The sequence below is a fragment of the Coprococcus sp. RTP21204st1_G4_RTP21204_210225 genome, assembly GCF_040915385.1.
GTDB classification, from domain to species: Bacteria; Bacillota; Clostridia; order Lachnospirales; family Lachnospiraceae; genus Allocoprococcus; species Allocoprococcus comes.
On sequence record NZ_JBCPDP010000006.1, the window covers coordinates 66,035 to 83,437 of the forward strand.

A 17,403-nucleotide genomic window follows, 5' to 3' on the forward strand; every position below is an offset into this window, starting at 1 on the left:
TTTTGTGAGATGATAAAAAGATCCTGCTAAAATCAAAGCTTGTTTAGGCAGTGGTTTTATACAGGATCTTTTTTAGAAAATGAGATTTTTCATTACTTACACGGTGTAATGGATAAAATAACCATAATGTGCTGATTATGCACTTTTTTCAATTTTCTCGATAATGTTATTGATTATGGAAATATCTGTTTCCAGTTCATCTGCTATCGTGTCTGGAGTTTTATTTTTGGCAAGTTTTTTTTCAACCATTTCGGTAAGCAGTTTTTCTTTTCCGGATTCTATTAATTCATCTAAAGCTGTACACATATTAAATTGACCTCCTTCTTTTTCTGACGCTGCATAGTTTATCAGTTCCTGCGAGCCGGTGATTGCGCCAATTACAATTCCTAACTCATTTGTAAGATTTTGATCTTTGTAGATACTTGTAATTTTGCCATAATTTTTGCCATAAATCAACCGGCTTACATCAAATATTGTCTGGACATCTTTATTTTTGAATTTTAGATTTTCGCTGTTTCTGAGCTGTAATAGGTTCATCTTATAATCGGGCACAAGATTCTCAAGATAGTCTGGCAGTTCCAGCATTTCTTTCAAACTGGTTGCCCCGTCCCATTCCTTTTCTCCGTAATAAATGCACAGAGTGATTACAGGATGCAGCCGGTCTGTTTTTTTGAATCTGGATAGAAATTCATCTTTTGTATTTGTGGTCTTTTCATCCAGATTCTTTTTTGCAATTTCATTATACTCTTTTAAGTATGAAAGTGCATCCTCTATCATATGTCTTAGTGGCATTGCATAGTGGATTTTCTGTTGGTTTTCAATACCCCAGATCACAAAATCCATTCCATAGGCTGTCTTTTTTACGACATCTCTCAGCCGCTGGATTGTTTCTATATGTCCGTTGAATTTCAGGACAGATGAAAGATCTACATCAGCTTCCCTGAGATCTTCCGGGTGCAGCTTTTGTTCCCCGTCAAACAAGACTGCATTGAACAAATCTGCGAAATGCGCATTGTCTTTCCAGAAATTTTTCAGGACAATATCCGCTTTCGCTGTGTTTCTCGGTGACATATCATTTTCCTCCTTTGTTTTTTGTGTTTGGTATATAAGTATAAAACCCGTTGTTATTGAAAGCAATCTCGAAAAATTTCGTTTTGAATGGAATATCTTTGGTGTCCGGGATAAGACATGAAAATATTATTTTATACTCAAAACTTTTTTGAGAATAACGAGTAAAAAGATTCAGACTTCTTCAGAAAAGCTCACGATCACAGTTGGATATCCGCTCTGTTTTAGTCTTCGTTCCATCATGGCAGCATCATTCAATACATCGAACTGACCGACCAGAACCCGGTCATACTGGCTGCTGTCATCAATCCGGGCAGGGAAATCCATTTCGGTCAGTTCATTAAGAAGCCGTCTGGCATACGCCGGATTTCGGAATGCACCGACCTGCACACTGTAGGTTACAGATGGAGAAGAATTAGGAAATTCGGAGTCTGTATTTTCATCAGACGGATTCATGTGAGCAGAGTCTGACGTACAAGGAGAATCAGGGACTGAGCCTGAATTTGTCAGGGTACCAACATCTGATTTTGCAGAACCGTCAGCAGGAGAAACGGAATCAGAAGTATCTGCGTCAGAAGAAGTCCTTCCGGATTCCGATGCGGTCGAACTGTTTCTTGCGCCTTCTGGTTTCCAGAGCCCTTTTTCTTCCAGCGTATCCAGGATTCCATCTGCAATTGCCTGCGCAATATCATTGAAGTTCTTATCGAAAAGAGTGTTGTCAGAATCAGAATTGATAAAACCGACTTCGATCAGAAGCGCCGGCATTTTTGTACGGCGAAGGACAACCAGATTTGGGCGCGCCTTTACTCCGAGATCCTTGAACCCAACTGTCTCCAGCTGTGCATTGATATTTTCCGCCATCTCATATTTGATACCGGAAAGGTTATAGATCAGGCTTTCCACACCCATGTACTGATTGGCAAGAGGACTGGAATTCCGGTGGATCGATATGAAGAAATCCACACCGGCTTCGTTTGCCTCTGTTGCTTTCTGGAAAGGTGTCTCATAAATATCCGTTGTCCGTGTGTATTCCACATCAATTCCGCTGTTTTGTAAAATTTCTCCGATCGCAAGCACCAGCTTCAGTACATCATCCTTTTCCTGGCGACCATTATACACAGCTCCCGGATCACGTCCTCCGTGACCGGCATCGAGCATGATAGATATAGGCATAGATATACCTCAAAAAATGAACTTTATATAATATATGTCGGATATCCTGAAAAGTGAAAATGAGAAATCGATTAAGAAAAATATGCTGCGTGCTGATTTAACAAACATTTAAACCAACCATGATAGTTCTGCACCCGTAGATTTAATACAATAAAACTGTCAAAAGAAACCCACATAAACAAAAACAGAAGGAATGACAGTTATGGCACCATTTATCATCGGAATCATCGGAGGCACCACAATCATAGCAGGCGGCACATATCTCTTAGAAAAAATAGCTGAATATATCGAACAAAACAATCAGACAAAAAGCATTTAGTTGCTCTTGATACCAGATTGCAGAAAAATAAATTGTCAGGTAGGAAATATAATGTTATGATAAATCTGTAGCGATATGCTACAGGAAAGCAATCATTAGTTTGTTGATTACGTTTCTTGTCTTTCTTGACCGGAAGAACAAGAAAAAAATATTCATACATTATAGAATCGGGAGAATCAAAATATGGCAGAAAGATTAGAATTTCGTGAAAAACTTGCAGGGATCCTTACCCTGTGTGAAAGCCAGAATAACATCACAGACAAAGCCACAGTCGAAGCTTACTTCGCAGAAGACAATTTATCAGCAGAACAGATGGAGCTTGTATTTGATTATCTTCTTTCCAAGAAAGTAATCGTAAAAGGCTACGTCAAAGTCGGTGGTTCGATCAAAAATGCAGAAAACACCGAAGAACCGATCCGATATACCCAGGAAGAACAGGATTATTTAAACCTTTACGAGCAGGATCTGAAAGGATTAAGAGATGGGGATCCATTAAAAGAACTCCTACCGGCAATCCTCACCATGGCAAAAGAGATGCACAGGGCAGATATCTACATCGGAGATCTCGTCCAGGAAGGCAACATGGGACTCATGCTCGCCATGGAAGACCATGCAGATGATACCGAAGCCCTTTTAAGTATGGCAAAAGAAAGCATGCAGGCACTTCTTGAATCTCAGGAAGAGACTAAAAAGCAAGATAACCGCATGGTAGAAAAAGTCAACGACCTTGACGAACAGATCAAAAAACTTTCCGATGAACTCGGCCGAAAAGTCAGCGTAGACGAGCTGGAAGAATTCGCCGGCATCACCGAAGATGAGATCAGCAACATCCTAAAATTAGCCGGTGAAGAACTTCCCCCGGAAGAGAAGTAGAAATATACTGCAGAAAAAAATTATTTTACATAAATACATGTAGTTGATATTACACTATCGTCATACTATAAAAGTACGAAAAGAATATCTGCAACCAACAAACTTCAACAGTCAACAGAACCCACAGCCCGAAGATGGCTGTGGGTTCTGTTTCTTATAAATCATTCCATTCTGTTTTGTCTTGAAAAACCAGAGGGAGAGGCTACAATAACCTCGTCTGCTGACATTTTGCACTACGGAGATGAGACTCAAAAATTGTGGAATCCATTGCTGACACAATTTTCGCCCTAAGAGGCTCATCGGAGTGGTCAGTGCAACGAAGCAGATGAGGTTATTGCAGCCTCTCCTTCGTCCCTTCGCACAATCGAGTAAGCTGACGCCTACTCGATTGGTATACTTTGTACACCATCTCGCTTGACAGCTCGATGATGTACATTCGCCAAATGCAGATCCTTGTGCAAGCACAAATCTGCACTTGGCTCATCGTATACATAAAAAAATGGATGCAGGAGAAACTCTCCCACATCCATCTTCTAATTTCGCATTTAAGCCTGCGGTCCAGCAGATACAAGTGCTTTACCAGCAGCATTTCCTTCATATTTAGCGAAGTTCTTAACGAATCTTGCAGCAAGATCCTTAGCTTTTTCTTCCCATTCAGAAGCATCAGCATATGTGTCACGAGGATCAAGGATTCCTGAATCAACTCCCGGAAGTTCTGTAGGTACTTCGAAGTTGAAGTAAGGAATCTTCTTGGTCGGTGCATTTAAGATGTCTCCGTTCAGGATTGCATCGATGATACCACGAGTATCCTTGATAGAGATACGTTTTCCTGTTCCGTTCCATCCTGTGTTAACGAGGTAAGCTTTTGCTCCGCTCTTTTCCATCTTCTTAACAAGTTCTTCTGCATATTTTGTCGGATGCAGTTCAAGGAATGCCTGTCCGAAGCAAGCAGAGAATGTTGGTGTCGGTTCTGTGATTCCACGTTCTGTACCGGCAAGCTTAGCTGTGAATCCAGACAGGAAGTAGTACTGTGTCTGTTCCGGAGTCAGTACAGATACCGGTGGAAGTACTCCGAAAGCGTCTGCAGACAGGAAGATTACATTCTTAGCTGCCGGTGCAGAAGAAACCGGACGTACAATATTTTCAATGTGGTTAATCGGATAAGATACACGTGTATTTTCTGTTACACTCTTATCAGCAAAATCAATTTTTCCTTCAGCATCAAGAGTTACGTTCTCAAGAAGAGCGTCACGTCTGATTGCGTTGTAGATATCTGGTTCAGATTCTTTGTCAAGGTTGATAACCTTAGCGTAGCATCCACCTTCAAAGTTGAATACTCCGTTGTCATCCCAGCCGTGTTCGTCATCACCGATGAGGAGACGCTTCGGGTCTGTAGAAAGTGTAGTTTTACCTGTTCCTGAAAGACCGAAGAAGATAGCTGTGTTTTCGCCGTTCAGATCAGTGTTTGCTGAGCAGTGCATAGCAGCGATTCCCTTAAGTGGGAGGTAGTAGTTCATCATAGAGAACATACCTTTCTTCATCTCTCCGCCGTACCATGTATTAACGATAACCTGTTCTTTGCTTGTGATATTGAATAAAACGGCTGTTTCAGAGTTAAGTCCAAGTTCTTTGTAGTTTTCAACTTTTGCTTTAGAAGCGTTGTATACTACAAAGTCTGGTTCGAAGTTCTCAAGTTCTTCAGCTGTTGGTTTGATGAACATGTTTGTTACAAAATGAGCCTGCCAAGCAACTTCAACGATGAAACGGATTGCCATACGTGTATCTTTGTTAGCGCCGCAGAATGCATCTACAACATAAAGTTTCTTGTTAGAAAGTTCTTTCTTGGCGATCTCCTTTACAGCTTCCCATGCTTCCTGTGAAGCCGGATGGTTGTCATTCTTATATTCGTCTGAAGTCCACCATACAGTGTCTTTAGAGTTTTCATCAACTACGATGAATTTGTCTTTAGGGGAACGTCCGGTGTATACACCTGTCATTACGTTCACAGCACCAAGTTCGCTGACCTGACCTTTTTCAAATCCCTCAAGACCTGCTTTTGTTTCTTCTTCAAACAGTAATTCGTAAGAAGGGTTGTGCACGATTTCTGTTGTTCCAGTAATACCATACTTGCTTAAATTGATTTCTGCCATTGCAATTAACCTCTTTCTCCTAATTCTAGTTAAATGGTTAAATGATAAAAGCTGTGAGCGCAGATTTTATCATCTGATGAAGTAAAATTCTTCACCCATTTACCATAATTATACATAATTACGTAATAAAATCAATAAAAAACCAATATTTCTTAAAAAAATTGTTTAAAAAATAACGAAATCCAAAAAAGAAAAAGGCAGTCCACTTTGGGCTGCCCTGAAATAATTGTATATTCTGCAAAATATAAAGAAAAAATCTGTCAGGATTTCTTCCCGGGAGGTCTGCTTAGTCGTCAGTTTCCAACGAGTCAGACGTATGTTCGCGGTAATTCTCCGGAAGATACAGATGAACTGTCTCAATCCGGTTTTTATCGAGCTTTTCTACGACCATACGGATTCCGTCTTCGGTGGAAACAGAGTCACCGGCTTTGGGAAGACGATCCAGCTTTTCGATGATAAAGCCTCCGAGAGAATCATAATCTTCCGATTCCAGATTCAGATCCAGGGAATCATTGAGATCGTCAAGATTGGTAGAACCTTCAATAATATATTCGTGTTTGCCTACCGCTTTGATATTTTCTTCTTCATTCTCATCATATTCATCGTGGATTTCGCCAACAATCTCTTCAAGGATATCTTCCAGGGTGATCAGACCGGATGTTTCACCGTATTCATCCAGGACAATTGCGATATTGAAAGAGGCCTGGCGCATTTCAACAAGAAGCTCGGAAATGCTCTTGTATTCATAAGTGAAGTAGGCTTCACGGAGAATATCTTTAATCTGGAACTCACTTTTCTTACTGTCATAAAGAAGAAGATCTTTCATATTGATCGTTCCGACAACATTATCTTTTGTCTCCTGGTAAACCGGAAGACGGGTGAATTTGTCTTCCCGGAACAGGTCGATCAGTTCGTCGTAACTGCTGTCAATATCAGCAAAAGTTACGTTGACACGGGGAACCATGACGTCTTTGGCAATGGCATCACCGAGATCAAACACATTGTAGATCATCTCTTTTTCATCTGATTCGATCACGCCGTCCTGATGGCTGACATTCACCACACTTCGGAGTTCAGCTTCGGTCATGGTATTGTCTTTGGCATTCGGATCGATGCGAAGAAGCATCAGAAGACCGGTGGAGAGACCGTTTACAATGAAGATAAACGGAGTCATGATCTTCATGAAAATATTGATAACCGGTGCGTAGAAAAGAGACATCTTCTCAGCATGGATGGTTGCCATCGTCTTCGGAGTAATCTCTCCGAAAAGGATGATGAGAAGCGTCATAAGCCCACTTGCGATCGCGACGGCGGTTCCACCAAGGCGGTATGCGATTGTGGTGGCAAGGGAAGCTACCGCAGTATTAACAATGTTGTTGCCGATGAGGATCGCGCTAAGCATTTTACCTGAATTCTCAGTTACGGCAAGTACGGTGCTGGCACGCTTGTTACCCTCGTCTGCAAGGGCACGCATCCGGATTTTGTTGTAGGTTGTAAGTGCTGTCTCGGCTGACGAAAATATGCCGGATAAGAGCAGCAGGACTAGCAAAATAAGTATTTGCGAGACACTCGAGTCCACAGTTAAAAATCACTCCTTTTTGAAAATATTGATAAAATTTCTATGTTATGCCTTACTATATCGCATTTCACTTAATTTTGCAAGAGCGCGTTGAACTTGCATATTTTTTGGTGTATCATATGATGTAAGTGTCAAAATTTATTTTTGCACTTACGTCATATGAGGATGATATTAAAACGTGCTTTGGCACGTAGTAACTTCTATTTGGCAGGAGGTCCAATGGCAATTTCCTGTTAAATAAAAAAAGAAGAATGGCATAGAATATTTATAGATACTAGGAGAAGAGAATGGAACAGAATTTTGAGACATGTTTGTATAATGTGGTCGATGCAGCCAAAATACAGAAGGATGAACCGATGAAGAAGCATACAACCTTCCGGATCGGTGGTCCGGCAGATTATTTTATCATGCCATCGAATGAAAAGGAACTGGCAGAGACAATTCGGGTGTGCCGGGAATTTTCGATACCTATATATATAGTAGGAAATGGAAGCAACCTTCTGGTTGGAGACAAAGGCTTCAGAGGAGCGATCATCCAGCTTTATAAGAGTATGGGAACATTTCAGGTAGAAGGAAATCAGATCACGGCGCAGGCAGGATGTTCGCTTGCGCAGATTGCAAATGCAGCACTTGATGCAGCACTGACCGGATTTGAGTTCGCAGCAGGTATCCCGGGAACGCTTGGCGGAGCGGTTGTGATGAACGCCGGCGCGTATGGCGGAGAGATGAAGGATGTACTGACGAGTGTCAGGGTTATGACAGAAGAGGGCGAGATCATGGAGCTTCCGGCAGAAGAACTGGGACTCGGATACCGTACAAGTATTATCCCGGAGAAAAGATATATCGTTTTGGGTGCCGTGATTTCGCTTACAGAAGGCAAAAAAGAAGAAATAAAAGCGCAGATGGATGACCTCCGTCAGAAGCGGGTATCGAAGCAGCCGCTGGAGTATCCGAGTGCAGGCAGCACCTTTAAGCGTCCGGAAGGATATTTTGCAGGAAAACTGATCCAGGACAGTGGTCTGAAAGGATTTACAGTAGGTGGAGCACAGGTTTCTGAAAAACACAGTGGATTTGTGATCAATAAAGGAAATGCGACGGCGGCTGATGTGATGGAGCTGATCCGGCAGGTAACAGCGAAAGTGAAAGAAGATACCGGTGTTACGATGGAACCGGAAGTGAAACAAATAGGAGAATTTTAGGGATGAGATTCGTAATTGTAACGGGAATGTCCGGAGCGGGGAAAAGTACAACTTTGAAAATGATGGAAGACATGGGATATTTCTGTGTGGATAATATGCCAATTCCTTTAATGACAAAACTGACAGAACTTTTGATCGTTCCAAATGGTGAGATCACGAAAATCGCTCTGGGACTTGATATTCGCAGTGGACAGAATCTGCGTGCATTGGACCAGGTTCTGGACGAACTTGAAAAAGCCAAGATACCACTGGAGATTCTTTTCCTTGAATCGAATGATGATACACTGGTGAAAAGATATAAAGAGACAAGAAGGAACCACCCACTCTCAAAGGGCGGCAGAATTGAGAACGGGATTGCCAAAGAACGTAAGAAAATTGCCTTTTTAAAAGAAAGGGCAGATTATATCCTGGATACAAGCCGGATGCTGACCAGGGAGCTGCGCAGTGAACTGAACCGTATTTTTGCCGAGAATAAAGAATACAAGAATCTGTACATTACTGTGTTATCTTTCGGATTTAAATATGGAATTCCGAGTGATGCAGACCTGGTATTTGATGTCAGATTCCTTCCGAATCCGTATTATATTGATGAACTTCGCCCGCAGAGTGGCAATGACAAGCCGGTCAGGGATTACGTGATGAATAACGATACTTCAAAAGAATTCCTGAAGAAGCTGGTCGACATGGTTGAGTTTCTGATTCCGAACTATGTTGCAGAAGGAAAGAACCAGCTTGTGATCGCAATCGGATGTACCGGCGGAAAACACCGCTCCGTGACACTTGCCAATGAGTTGTATGAACGGCTGTCTGTGGCAGAGAAAGAGTACGGTGTAAGAAAAGAGCATCGTGATATCGAGAAAGATGCAATTACGAAAGCAAAATAGGTGATAGTATGTCTTTTTCTGGAAATATTAAAGAAGAAATATCGCGTCAGCTAAGTCCTGCAAGACATTGCCAGATTGCAGAACTTGCAGCGATCATCAGCATGTGTGGGGCTGTCATGATCGACAGCAGAGGTCATGCAGCACTTAAGATTCATACGGAAAATCTGGCAGTTGCAAGAAAAAGCTTTACTTTATTGAGAAGAACGTTTAATATAGTGGTTGATATCGCTATTCGGGTGAACCGGGAAAAAGGCAGCAGCTACTATTATATAGTTGTAAAAAAACACGAAGATGCTATCAGGGTGCTTCAGGCGGCAAAACTGCTCAATCCTTATGGAGACGTGGAAGAAGAGCTTTCTGTAGTAAAGAATGTCGTGATTCAGGAGACTTGCTGTAAGCGGTCTTTCCTGCGTGGCGTTTTTCTTGCATCGGGATCCATGAGCGACCCGGAGAAGTCCTATCATTTTGAAATTGTCTGTGCTTCGATGGGGAAAGCGCAGCAGATTCAGAAGATAATGAGATGCTTTGCTCTGGACGCAAAGATTGTATCAAGGAAGAAATCATTTGTGGTTTATCTGAAAGAAGGAGCTCAGATCGTGGATGTGCTGAATGTGATGGAGGCACATCAGTCACTGATGGAGTTGGAGAATATCCGTATATTGAAAGATATGAGGAATACGGTGAATCGAAAAGTGAACTGCGAGACTGCGAATATCAATAAAACGGTTTCCGCTGCTGTAAAGCAGATTGACGATATAAGGTATATTGAGGAAACAAAAGGACTCGATAAGCTGCCGGAAGGATTGAAGGACATGGCCCTTACAAGACTTACATATCCGGAGGCATCTTTAAAAGAGTTAGGCGCACTTCTGCAAAATCCGGTAGGCAAGTCCGGAGTGAACCACAGATTGCGCAAGTTAAGTGAAATGGCGGAAGAGATAAGGGCTAAGCAAGGAGGAACATTATGATCAAAAAACCTGTTAAGATTCAATTGTCCGAGGGATTAGACGCCAGACCGATTGCACTTCTTGTTCAGGAAGCTAGTCAGTATTCAAGTTCGGTATATATCGAAGTTGACCAGAAGCAAGTCAATGCAAAGAGCATTATGGGGATGATGAGTCTGACACTGATGCCGGGAGAGGAAATCACCGTTGTTGCGAACGGAACAGATGAAAAGGAAGCAGCAGCTGGTATCGAAAGGTTTCTTGTGAACGTTAAGAACAGATAATTGCATAAAACTTTGAAGAGTCTGCCGAAAGCAGGCTCTTTATGCTATAATGCATGTATCCGTAAGGAGCTGTGGGGACAGCCCGTATAGAGAAAAGAACAGATAACAGGAGGACGGACGTATGAAAAAAGCATTGTTTATTTATAATCCGAATGCAGGAAAGGGACTTTTAAAACCGAAGCTTTCTGATATTATTGACATTATTGTAAAAGCAGGATATGAAGTGGTTGTATATCCGACGCAGAAATATAAAGACGCTTATTATAAAGTAAAGACATTTACAGAGGAGTATGACCGTGTGATCTGCAGTGGTGGTGACGGAACACTTGATGAGGTCGTAACCGGAATGATGAAGAGAGAAAAAAAGATTCCGGTCGGTTACATCCCGACAGGAACGACCAACGACTTTGCGAGCAGTCTCCATATCCCGAAGAATCTTCTCCAGGCGGCAAGTACAGCTGCAGGGGGGAAAGAATTTCCCTGTGATATCGGACGGTTTAACGGAGATGTGTTCGTGTACATTGCAGCATTCGGACTCTTCACGGATGTATCTTATGAGACAAAGCAGGAAATGAAGAATGTTCTGGGACATCTGGCGTATGTGCTGGAAGGAGCAACCAGAATTTTTGATATCCCGTCATATAAATTAAAAGTGACACATGACGGAGAAACGATTGAGGACGAATTTATTTATGGTATGGTGACGAATTCCAGATCTGTTGGTGGTTTCCGTAATATGATCGGGAAGAATGTGGTTTTTGATGACGGAGAATTTGAGGTTACCCTGATCCGGACACCGAAGAACCCGCTCGCGCTTCAGGAGATCATTGGGGCGCTTCTGAGCAGCCAGATCAATACGAAGCACATTTATTCATTTAAGACAGGTGAGATTCATTTTGAATCAGTGGAAGAGATCCCATGGACGCTGGATGGAGAGTTCGGTGGGGAACACGACAGTGTCTGCATCAAGAACGCGAAACAGGCTCTTAAAATCGTAGTTCCGGAAGAGGAACAGTAAAAAAATAAAAAAAGGTCTTGTCAAATGAAAAGAAGTACGTTATACTAAGCAAGTGAGTTAGCCAGACAGCTAATGAACATACATCTGGCCCCCTGGTCAAGCGGTCAAGACGCGACCCTCTCACGGTCGAATCAGGGGTTCGATTCCCCTGGGGGTCAGCCTATAAAAGCCTTTAACAGAGAAGTGGAGGAATACAAAATGTTAGTTTCAGCAACAGAGATGTTAAAAAAAGCAAAAGCAGGTCATTATGCAGTAGGACAGTTTAATATCAACGATCTTGAATGGACTAAAGCAGTTCTGACTGCAGCTGAGGAATTAAGATCACCGGTTATTCTTGGTGTGTCTGAAGGCGCAGGAAAGTACATGGCTGGATACAGAACAGTTGTAGGAATGGTAAATGGAATGATCAAAGAAATGGACATTTCGGTTCCGGTTGCACTTCATCTTGATCATGGTAGCTATGAAGGCTGCCTGAAATGTATAGATGCAGGATTCTCATCAGTTATGTTTGACGGATCTCATTATCCGATCGAAGAAAACATTGAGAAGACTACAGAACTTGTTAAACTTTGCCATGGAAAAGGACTTTCTATCGAAGCAGAAGTTGGTTCTATCGGTGGAGAAGAAGACGGTGTTGTAGGAATGGGCGAATGCGCAGATCCTAAGGAATGCAAGATGATTGCAGACCTTGGCGTTGATTTCCTTGCAGCAGGTATCGGTAACATTCATGGAAAATATCCGGCAAACTGGAAAGGACTCAGCTTTGAGACTCTTGCAGCAGTTCAGGAGCTCACAGGAGAACTTCCGCTCGTACTTCACGGAGGTACAGGAATTCCGGATGATATGATTAAGAAAGCAATTGACCTTGGAGTTTCTAAGATCAATGTTAATACAGAATGTCAGCTGGTATTCGCAGAAGCTACTCGCAAATACATTGAAGCAGGAAAGGATCTTGAAGGAAAAGGATACGATCCACGTAAACTTCTGAAACCGGGTGCAGATGCAATCGTTGAAAAAGTAAAAGAGAAAATGATTCTGTTCGGTTCTGACGGAAAAGCTGAATAGTCTGATTTTTGATAATATCATGGACAAAGGCGTCCGAAGAAAACGGTATAAAAGGAGTTTTGCGTGAGTGCAAGACTCCTTTATTTGAATCAAAAAACGACCGTTTTGTATGAGTAGTAGAAAATGAGTAGTAGAAAAGAGAGGTACATGGGATGAGCGAATGGATTAGTGTAGCAGAAATATTTGGAGAAAACGTCTTCAATGATGCTGTTATGCAGGAAAGACTTCCGAAGAAGACTTACAAAGAGCTGAAAAAGACGATAGAAGAAGGTAAAGAGCTTCAGGCTGCAACAGCAGACGTTATTGCACATGAGATGAAAGAGTGGGCGATTGAAAAGGGTGCCACTCACTATTCGCACTGGTTCCAGCCTCTTACAGGAGCAACAGCTGAAAAGCATGATTCGTTTATTTCAGCACCGAAGTCAGATGGAAAGATCCTGATGGAGTTTTCGGGAAAAGAGCTGATCAAAGGAGAACCGGATGCATCTTCCTTCCCGTCAGGAGGACTGCGTTCCACATTTGAAGCAAGAGGTTATACAGCGTGGGATTGTACATCGCCTGCATTTGTTAAAAAGAGTCCGGATGGGAAAAGATCGATTTTATATATACCGACAGCATTTTGTTCCTATACCGGAGAAGCATTGGATCAGAAGACACCTCTTCTTCGCTCTATGGAAGCAATCAACAAACAATCCATCCGTCTTCTGCGTCTTTTTGGAAACACAACGTCCCAAAAGGTTACACCATCTGTTGGAGTTGAGCAGGAATATTTCCTGGTAGACAGAGAAAAATATCTTAAGAGAAAGGATCTTGTATTTACAGGACGTACATTATTCGGAGCAAATCCTCCGAAGGGACAGGAACTGGATGATCATTATTTTGGTGCGATCCGTGAGAGAATTGCAGCATTTATGACTGATGTCAATGAAGAACTCTGGAAGATGGGTGTAGCTGCAAAGACACAGCACAACGAAGTGGCACCTGGACAGCATGAGCTTGCGCCGATCTATGCACAGTGCAACGTAGCAGTTGACCATAATCAGCTGATCATGGAGACGCTGAAGAAAGTGGCATATCGCCATAATCTTCAATGCCTGTTACACGAAAAGCCGTTTGAAGGTGTAAATGGTTCCGGAAAGCATAATAACTGGTCACTGGTTACAGATGATGGGATCAACATTCTGGATCCGGGAAAGACACCTCATGATAATATTCAGTTCCTTCTGGTTCTGACCTGTATTCTCCGTGCAGTAGACCTGCATGCAGACCTGCTCCGTGAATCTGCTTCTGACGTAGGAAACGATCACAGACTTGGAGCAAATGAAGCACCGCCGGCAATTATTTCCGCATACCTCGGAGAACAGCTTGAAGACGTGCTTGCACAGCTTATTGATACCGGAGAAGCTGCACACAGCTTAAAAGGCGGCAAATTACATACCGGTGTAAGTACGCTCCCGGATTTTGCAAAGGATGCAACTGACAGAAACCGTACTTCACCATTCGCATTTACAGGAAATAAATTTGAGTTCCGTATGGTAGGATCCAGAGACTCGGTGGCAGCACCGAACGTAGTATTAAATACAATCGTGGCTGAGTCCTTCTCTGATGCCTGCGATGTACTCGAAAAAGCAGAAGATTTTGATCTTGCAGTCCATGATCTGATCAAGGAATATGCATCCAAACATCAGAGAATTGTATTCAATGGCAACGGATATTCTGATGAGTGGGTGAAGGAAGCCGAAAGAAGAGGACTTCCGAATATTAAGACCATGGTAGAGTCTATTGAATGTCTGACATATGACAATGCGGTTGAAATGTTTGAAAAATTCGATGTATTCAGCCGTGCAGAACTGGAATCCCGTGCAGAGATCAAATATGAGGCATACTCAAAGGCAATCAACATTGAAGCACGTTCCATGATCGATATCGCAAGCAAGCATATTATCCCGGCTGTGATCCAATATGTAACTTCGCTGGCTAATTCGATCAACCAGGTAAAACAGGCAAGCGCTGCAGCATATACAGGTGTACAGGAAGAGCTTCTTGTACAGTCGGCTGATCTTTTGAAAGACACAAAAGAAGCACTCAGAGCACTGGAAACTGTTGTGGCAGAAGTACCGGAGACAGAAGGAAAAGAACAGGCATTCTTCTTCATGCAGAAAGTTGTACCGGCAATGGAAGCTTTAAGAAAACCAGTGGATGAACTGGAAATGATCGTCAACAAGAATATGTGGCCGATGCCTTCTTACGGAGATCTGCTGTTCGAGGTCTAAGAAGTGACTGGTATAAGTGTTGAAAAAGAAGTTGAAAACTTATGAAGTTTTGTGAAAATATACACAAATTAAAAAATTGGTCTTGAAATTTGAAAGAAAAAAGAGTATCGTAAATATATCTTAAATAACAGAGATCACAATGAACGAGGAAGTTCCACAAAGTGGAGCTTCCTCGTTTTTTTGCGTTAGAGAAAGGAAGGTAATTATGAGTAGTGGATGGTTAAGCGTGGCAGAAATTTTTGGCGAAGATGTTTTTAACGATGCAGTAATGCAGGAGAGACTTCCGAAAAAAGTATACAAAAAATTAAAACAGACAATTGAAGAAGGAAAAGAGCTGGATCTTGAGACAGCAGATGTAATTGCACATGAGATGAAAGAATGGGCAATCGAAAAAGGTGCAACCCATTATACACACTGGTTCCAGCCACTGACAGGAGTTACTGCTGAAAAGCATGATTCCTTCATCTCAGCTCCGCTTCCAAGCGGAAAGGTTCTGATGAGCTTTTCCGGAAAAGAACTGATCAAAGGGGAGCCGGATGCTTCTTCTTTCCCGTCAGGCGGACTTCGTGCTACATTTGAAGCAAGAGGATATACAGCATGGGATTGTACATCACCGGCATTTGTAAGAAAAGATGCAGCCGGAGCGATCCTTTGCATCCCGACAGCATTCTGCTCTTACACAGGTGAGGCACTGGATGAAAAAACACCGCTTCTCAGATCTATGGAAGCAATCAACAAAGAATCCATCAGACTGCTTCGTCTGTTCGGAAATACAACATCAAAGAAAGTAACACCTTCTGTAGGACCGGAGCAGGAATACTTCCTTGTTGATGCAAAGAAATTCTTACAGAGAAAAGACCTTATTTACACAGGACGTACACTTTTCGGAGCAATGCCGCCGAAAGGACAGGAGCTTGACGATCATTACTTTGGAACGATCCGTCAGAGGGTTGCTTCCTATATGAAAGATGTCAACGAAGAATTATGGAAACTCGGCGTTGCAGCGAAGACACAGCACAACGAAGTGGCACCTGCACAGCACGAACTTGCACCGATCTATGCAGAGGCCAATATTGCAGTGGATCACAACCAGATCATCATGAAGACACTGAAAAAGGTAGCATGCGAGCATGGACTGAAATGTCTGCTTCACGAGAAACCGTTTGCAGGAGTCAACGGATCTGGTAAGCATAACAACTGGTCTATCACAACAGATGACGGAATCAATATGCTGGATCCGGGAAAGACACCTCATGAAAATGTACAGTTCCTTCTGGTACTGGCATGTATCCTGAAAGCAGTTGATGTACACGCAGATCTGCTTCGTGAATCGGCTGCCGATCCGGGAAATGACCACAGACTTGGAGCAAACGAAGCACCGCCGGCAATCATCTCTATCTTCCTTGGAGAACAGCTTCAGGACGTTGTAGAACAGCTTCTCAGTACAGGTGAGGCAACACACAGCCTGAATGGTGGAAAGCTGCAAACAGGTGTAACAACCCTTCCGGATCTTACAAAGGATGCAACCGACAGAAACCGAACTTCACCATTTGCATTTACCGGAAATAAATTTGAATTCCGTATGGTAGGTTCCCGCGATTCCATTGCAGGACCAAACGTAGTACTGAATACAATCGTAGCAGAGGCATTTGCAGAGGCATGCGATGTCCTGGAAAAAGCAGATGATTTTGATACAGCTGTACACAGCCTGATCAAAGAATATCTGACAGATCATCAGAGAATTATCTTCAACGGCAACGGATATTCTGACGAATGGGTAGCTGAAGCAGAAAAGAGAGGACTTCCGAATATCAAGTCCATGGTAGAAGCAATCCCGGCACTGACAACTGACAAAGCGGTAGAACTGTTCGGAAAATTTAGTGTATTTACCAAGGCAGAACTGGAATCCCGTGCAGAGATCAAATACGAGAACTATGCAAAGGCAATCAATATCGAAGCAAAGGCCATGATCGATATTGCTGCAAAACAGATCATTCCTGCAGTTGTAAAATATACAAAAGAGCTTGCAGATACGGTTCTTGCAGTAAAAGAAGCCGGAGCAGATGCATCTGTACAGGCTGAAATGCTTGCTGACATCTCAGGACTTCTGACAGAAACAAAGGCTGCCCTTAAGAAACTGGAAGCAGTCACAGAAGAAGCAGCAGGAAAAGAAGAAGGAAAAGTACAGTCTGAATTCTATCACTTCAGCGTAGTTCCGGCTATGGAAGGACTCCGTACACCGGTAGATGAACTGGAAATGATCGTGGATAAAGAAGTATGGCCAATGCCTTCTTACGGAGATCTTTTATTTGAAGTTTAGAAAATACATATAAAATTCTTATAGAAATTTAAGGACCTTAGACTTGGAAAGAAGCAGAAATTATGCTACTCTAAGTCTGAGGTTCTTTTCTATATCCGGAAATTTATTTCCGGATATAGAAAGCCTCCGGCGGGATGTGCACTGTGATACAGGGAAGATGTTGCGGGTAATGATCACAGGCGCATTTTTGTATCAGAATGATGTTGGGGTCAAAAGGTATTTTGACCCCTTTGATACCAGATTGCTACGTGCTT

At 42.5% G+C, this 17,403-nt stretch carries 14 protein-coding genes and 1 tRNA gene; 11 read left to right on the forward strand and 4 right to left on the reverse strand.

The genetic code is table 11. The features are described 5' to 3' along the window. Positions 1–135 precede the first annotated feature (135 nt). Positions 136–1,071 (reverse strand): Rpn family recombination-promoting nuclease/putative transposase, encoded by a 936-nt coding sequence (locus AB5213_RS07395; RefSeq protein ID WP_173692427.1) that lies wholly within the window; start codon positions 1,069–1,071, stop codon positions 136–138. Between the two features lie 171 nt (positions 1,072–1,242). Beyond that, a complete protein-coding gene (locus AB5213_RS07400) occupies positions 1,243–2,241 on the reverse strand; it encodes an N-acetylmuramoyl-L-alanine amidase (protein ID WP_347006675.1) in 999 nt (332 codons plus the stop codon). A gap of 193 nt (positions 2,242–2,434) precedes the next feature. On the opposite strand from AB5213_RS07400, the gene AB5213_RS07405 reads away from it, so the two are divergent. Then, entirely contained in the window at positions 2,435–2,560 is a 126-nt protein-coding gene (locus tag AB5213_RS07405) for a hypothetical protein (RefSeq protein WP_008372661.1), read from the forward strand. 183 nt (positions 2,561–2,743) lie between these two features. After that, positions 2,744–3,433, forward strand: coding sequence for a hypothetical protein (locus AB5213_RS07410; RefSeq protein WP_347006676.1), 690 nt, complete (start codon positions 2,744–2,746; stop codon positions 3,431–3,433). A 545-nt stretch (positions 3,434–3,978) separates the two neighbouring features. On the opposite strand, the gene pckA is transcribed toward AB5213_RS07410, so the two are convergent. Beyond that, the gene (gene pckA, locus AB5213_RS07415; RefSeq protein ID WP_008372665.1) at positions 3,979–5,583 is read right to left on the reverse strand and encodes a phosphoenolpyruvate carboxykinase (ATP); all 1,605 of its coding nucleotides are present in this window, start codon (positions 5,581–5,583) and stop codon (positions 3,979–3,981) included. A 286-nt stretch (positions 5,584–5,869) separates the two neighbouring features. Beyond that, positions 5,870–7,162 (reverse strand): HlyC/CorC family transporter, encoded by a 1,293-nt coding sequence (locus tag AB5213_RS07420; protein ID WP_022219978.1) that lies wholly within the window; start codon positions 7,160–7,162, stop codon positions 5,870–5,872. A gap of 287 nt (positions 7,163–7,449) precedes the next feature. Here AB5213_RS07420 and murB point away from each other — a divergent pair, with 287 nt between their 5' ends. From murB to AB5213_RS07465, 9 genes are all read left to right on the forward strand, one after another. Continuing rightward, complete coding sequence (gene murB / locus AB5213_RS07425) at positions 7,450–8,361, forward strand: UDP-N-acetylmuramate dehydrogenase (protein WP_195413059.1); 912 nt, start codon at positions 7,450–7,452, stop codon at positions 8,359–8,361. Between the two features lie 2 nt (positions 8,362–8,363). Further along, on the forward strand, positions 8,364–9,245 hold the full coding sequence (rapZ, locus tag AB5213_RS07430; protein WP_347006677.1) for an RNase adapter RapZ: 882 nt from the start codon (positions 8,364–8,366) through the stop codon (positions 9,243–9,245). 8 nt (positions 9,246–9,253) lie between these two features. Beyond that, on the forward strand, positions 9,254–10,213 hold the full coding sequence (gene whiA / locus AB5213_RS07435) for a DNA-binding protein WhiA (RefSeq protein ID WP_022219976.1): 960 nt from the start codon (positions 9,254–9,256) through the stop codon (positions 10,211–10,213). Further along, entirely contained in the window at positions 10,210–10,473 is a 264-nt protein-coding gene (locus tag AB5213_RS07440; RefSeq protein ID WP_008372676.1) for an HPr family phosphocarrier protein, read from the forward strand. The genes whiA and AB5213_RS07440 overlap by 4 nt, the downstream gene beginning before the upstream one ends. Before the next feature lie 121 nt (positions 10,474–10,594). Continuing rightward, positions 10,595–11,491 (forward strand): diacylglycerol kinase family protein, encoded by an 897-nt coding sequence (locus tag AB5213_RS07445; protein ID WP_022219975.1) that lies wholly within the window; start codon positions 10,595–10,597, stop codon positions 11,489–11,491. An 86-nt stretch (positions 11,492–11,577) separates the two neighbouring features. Beyond that, a tRNA-Glu gene (locus tag AB5213_RS07450) sits at positions 11,578–11,649 on the forward strand. Between the two features lie 40 nt (positions 11,650–11,689). Further along, a complete protein-coding gene (gene fba / locus AB5213_RS07455) occupies positions 11,690–12,556 on the forward strand; it encodes a class II fructose-1,6-bisphosphate aldolase (RefSeq protein WP_022219974.1) in 867 nt (288 codons plus the stop codon). A gap of 152 nt (positions 12,557–12,708) precedes the next feature. After that, on the forward strand, positions 12,709–14,829 hold the full coding sequence (locus tag AB5213_RS07460; RefSeq protein ID WP_022219973.1) for a glutamine synthetase III: 2,121 nt from the start codon (positions 12,709–12,711) through the stop codon (positions 14,827–14,829). A gap of 205 nt (positions 14,830–15,034) precedes the next feature. Then, positions 15,035–17,149 (forward strand): glutamine synthetase III, encoded by a 2,115-nt coding sequence (locus AB5213_RS07465; RefSeq protein ID WP_173686526.1) that lies wholly within the window; start codon positions 15,035–15,037, stop codon positions 17,147–17,149. Positions 17,150–17,403: the final 254 nt, after the last annotated feature.

Excerpts from the sequence above, each read along its gene's own strand:
- AB5213_RS07395 (WP_173692427.1), bottom strand. The coding sequence starts at position 1,071 with ATGTCACCGAGAAACACAGCGAAAGCGGATATTGTCCTGAAAAATTTC.
- AB5213_RS07400 (WP_347006675.1), bottom strand. The coding sequence starts at position 2,241 with ATGCCTATATCTATCATGCTCGATGCCGGTCACGGAGGACGTGATCCG.
- AB5213_RS07405 (WP_008372661.1), top strand. The coding sequence starts at position 2,435 with ATGACAGTTATGGCACCATTTATCATCGGAATCATCGGAGGCACCACA.
- AB5213_RS07410 (WP_347006676.1), top strand. The coding sequence starts at position 2,744 with ATGGCAGAAAGATTAGAATTTCGTGAAAAACTTGCAGGGATCCTTACC.
- pckA (WP_008372665.1), bottom strand. The coding sequence starts at position 5,583 with ATGGCAGAAATCAATTTAAGCAAGTATGGTATTACTGGAACAACAGAA.
- murB (WP_195413059.1), top strand. The coding sequence starts at position 7,450 with ATGGAACAGAATTTTGAGACATGTTTGTATAATGTGGTCGATGCAGCC.
- rapZ (WP_347006677.1), top strand. The coding sequence starts at position 8,364 with ATGAGATTCGTAATTGTAACGGGAATGTCCGGAGCGGGGAAAAGTACA.
- whiA (WP_022219976.1), top strand. The coding sequence starts at position 9,254 with ATGTCTTTTTCTGGAAATATTAAAGAAGAAATATCGCGTCAGCTAAGT.
- AB5213_RS07440 (WP_008372676.1), top strand. The coding sequence starts at position 10,210 with ATGATCAAAAAACCTGTTAAGATTCAATTGTCCGAGGGATTAGACGCC.
- AB5213_RS07445 (WP_022219975.1), top strand. The coding sequence starts at position 10,595 with ATGAAAAAAGCATTGTTTATTTATAATCCGAATGCAGGAAAGGGACTT.
- fba (WP_022219974.1), top strand. The coding sequence starts at position 11,690 with ATGTTAGTTTCAGCAACAGAGATGTTAAAAAAAGCAAAAGCAGGTCAT.
- AB5213_RS07460 (WP_022219973.1), top strand. The coding sequence starts at position 12,709 with ATGAGCGAATGGATTAGTGTAGCAGAAATATTTGGAGAAAACGTCTTC.
- AB5213_RS07465 (WP_173686526.1), top strand. The coding sequence starts at position 15,035 with ATGAGTAGTGGATGGTTAAGCGTGGCAGAAATTTTTGGCGAAGATGTT.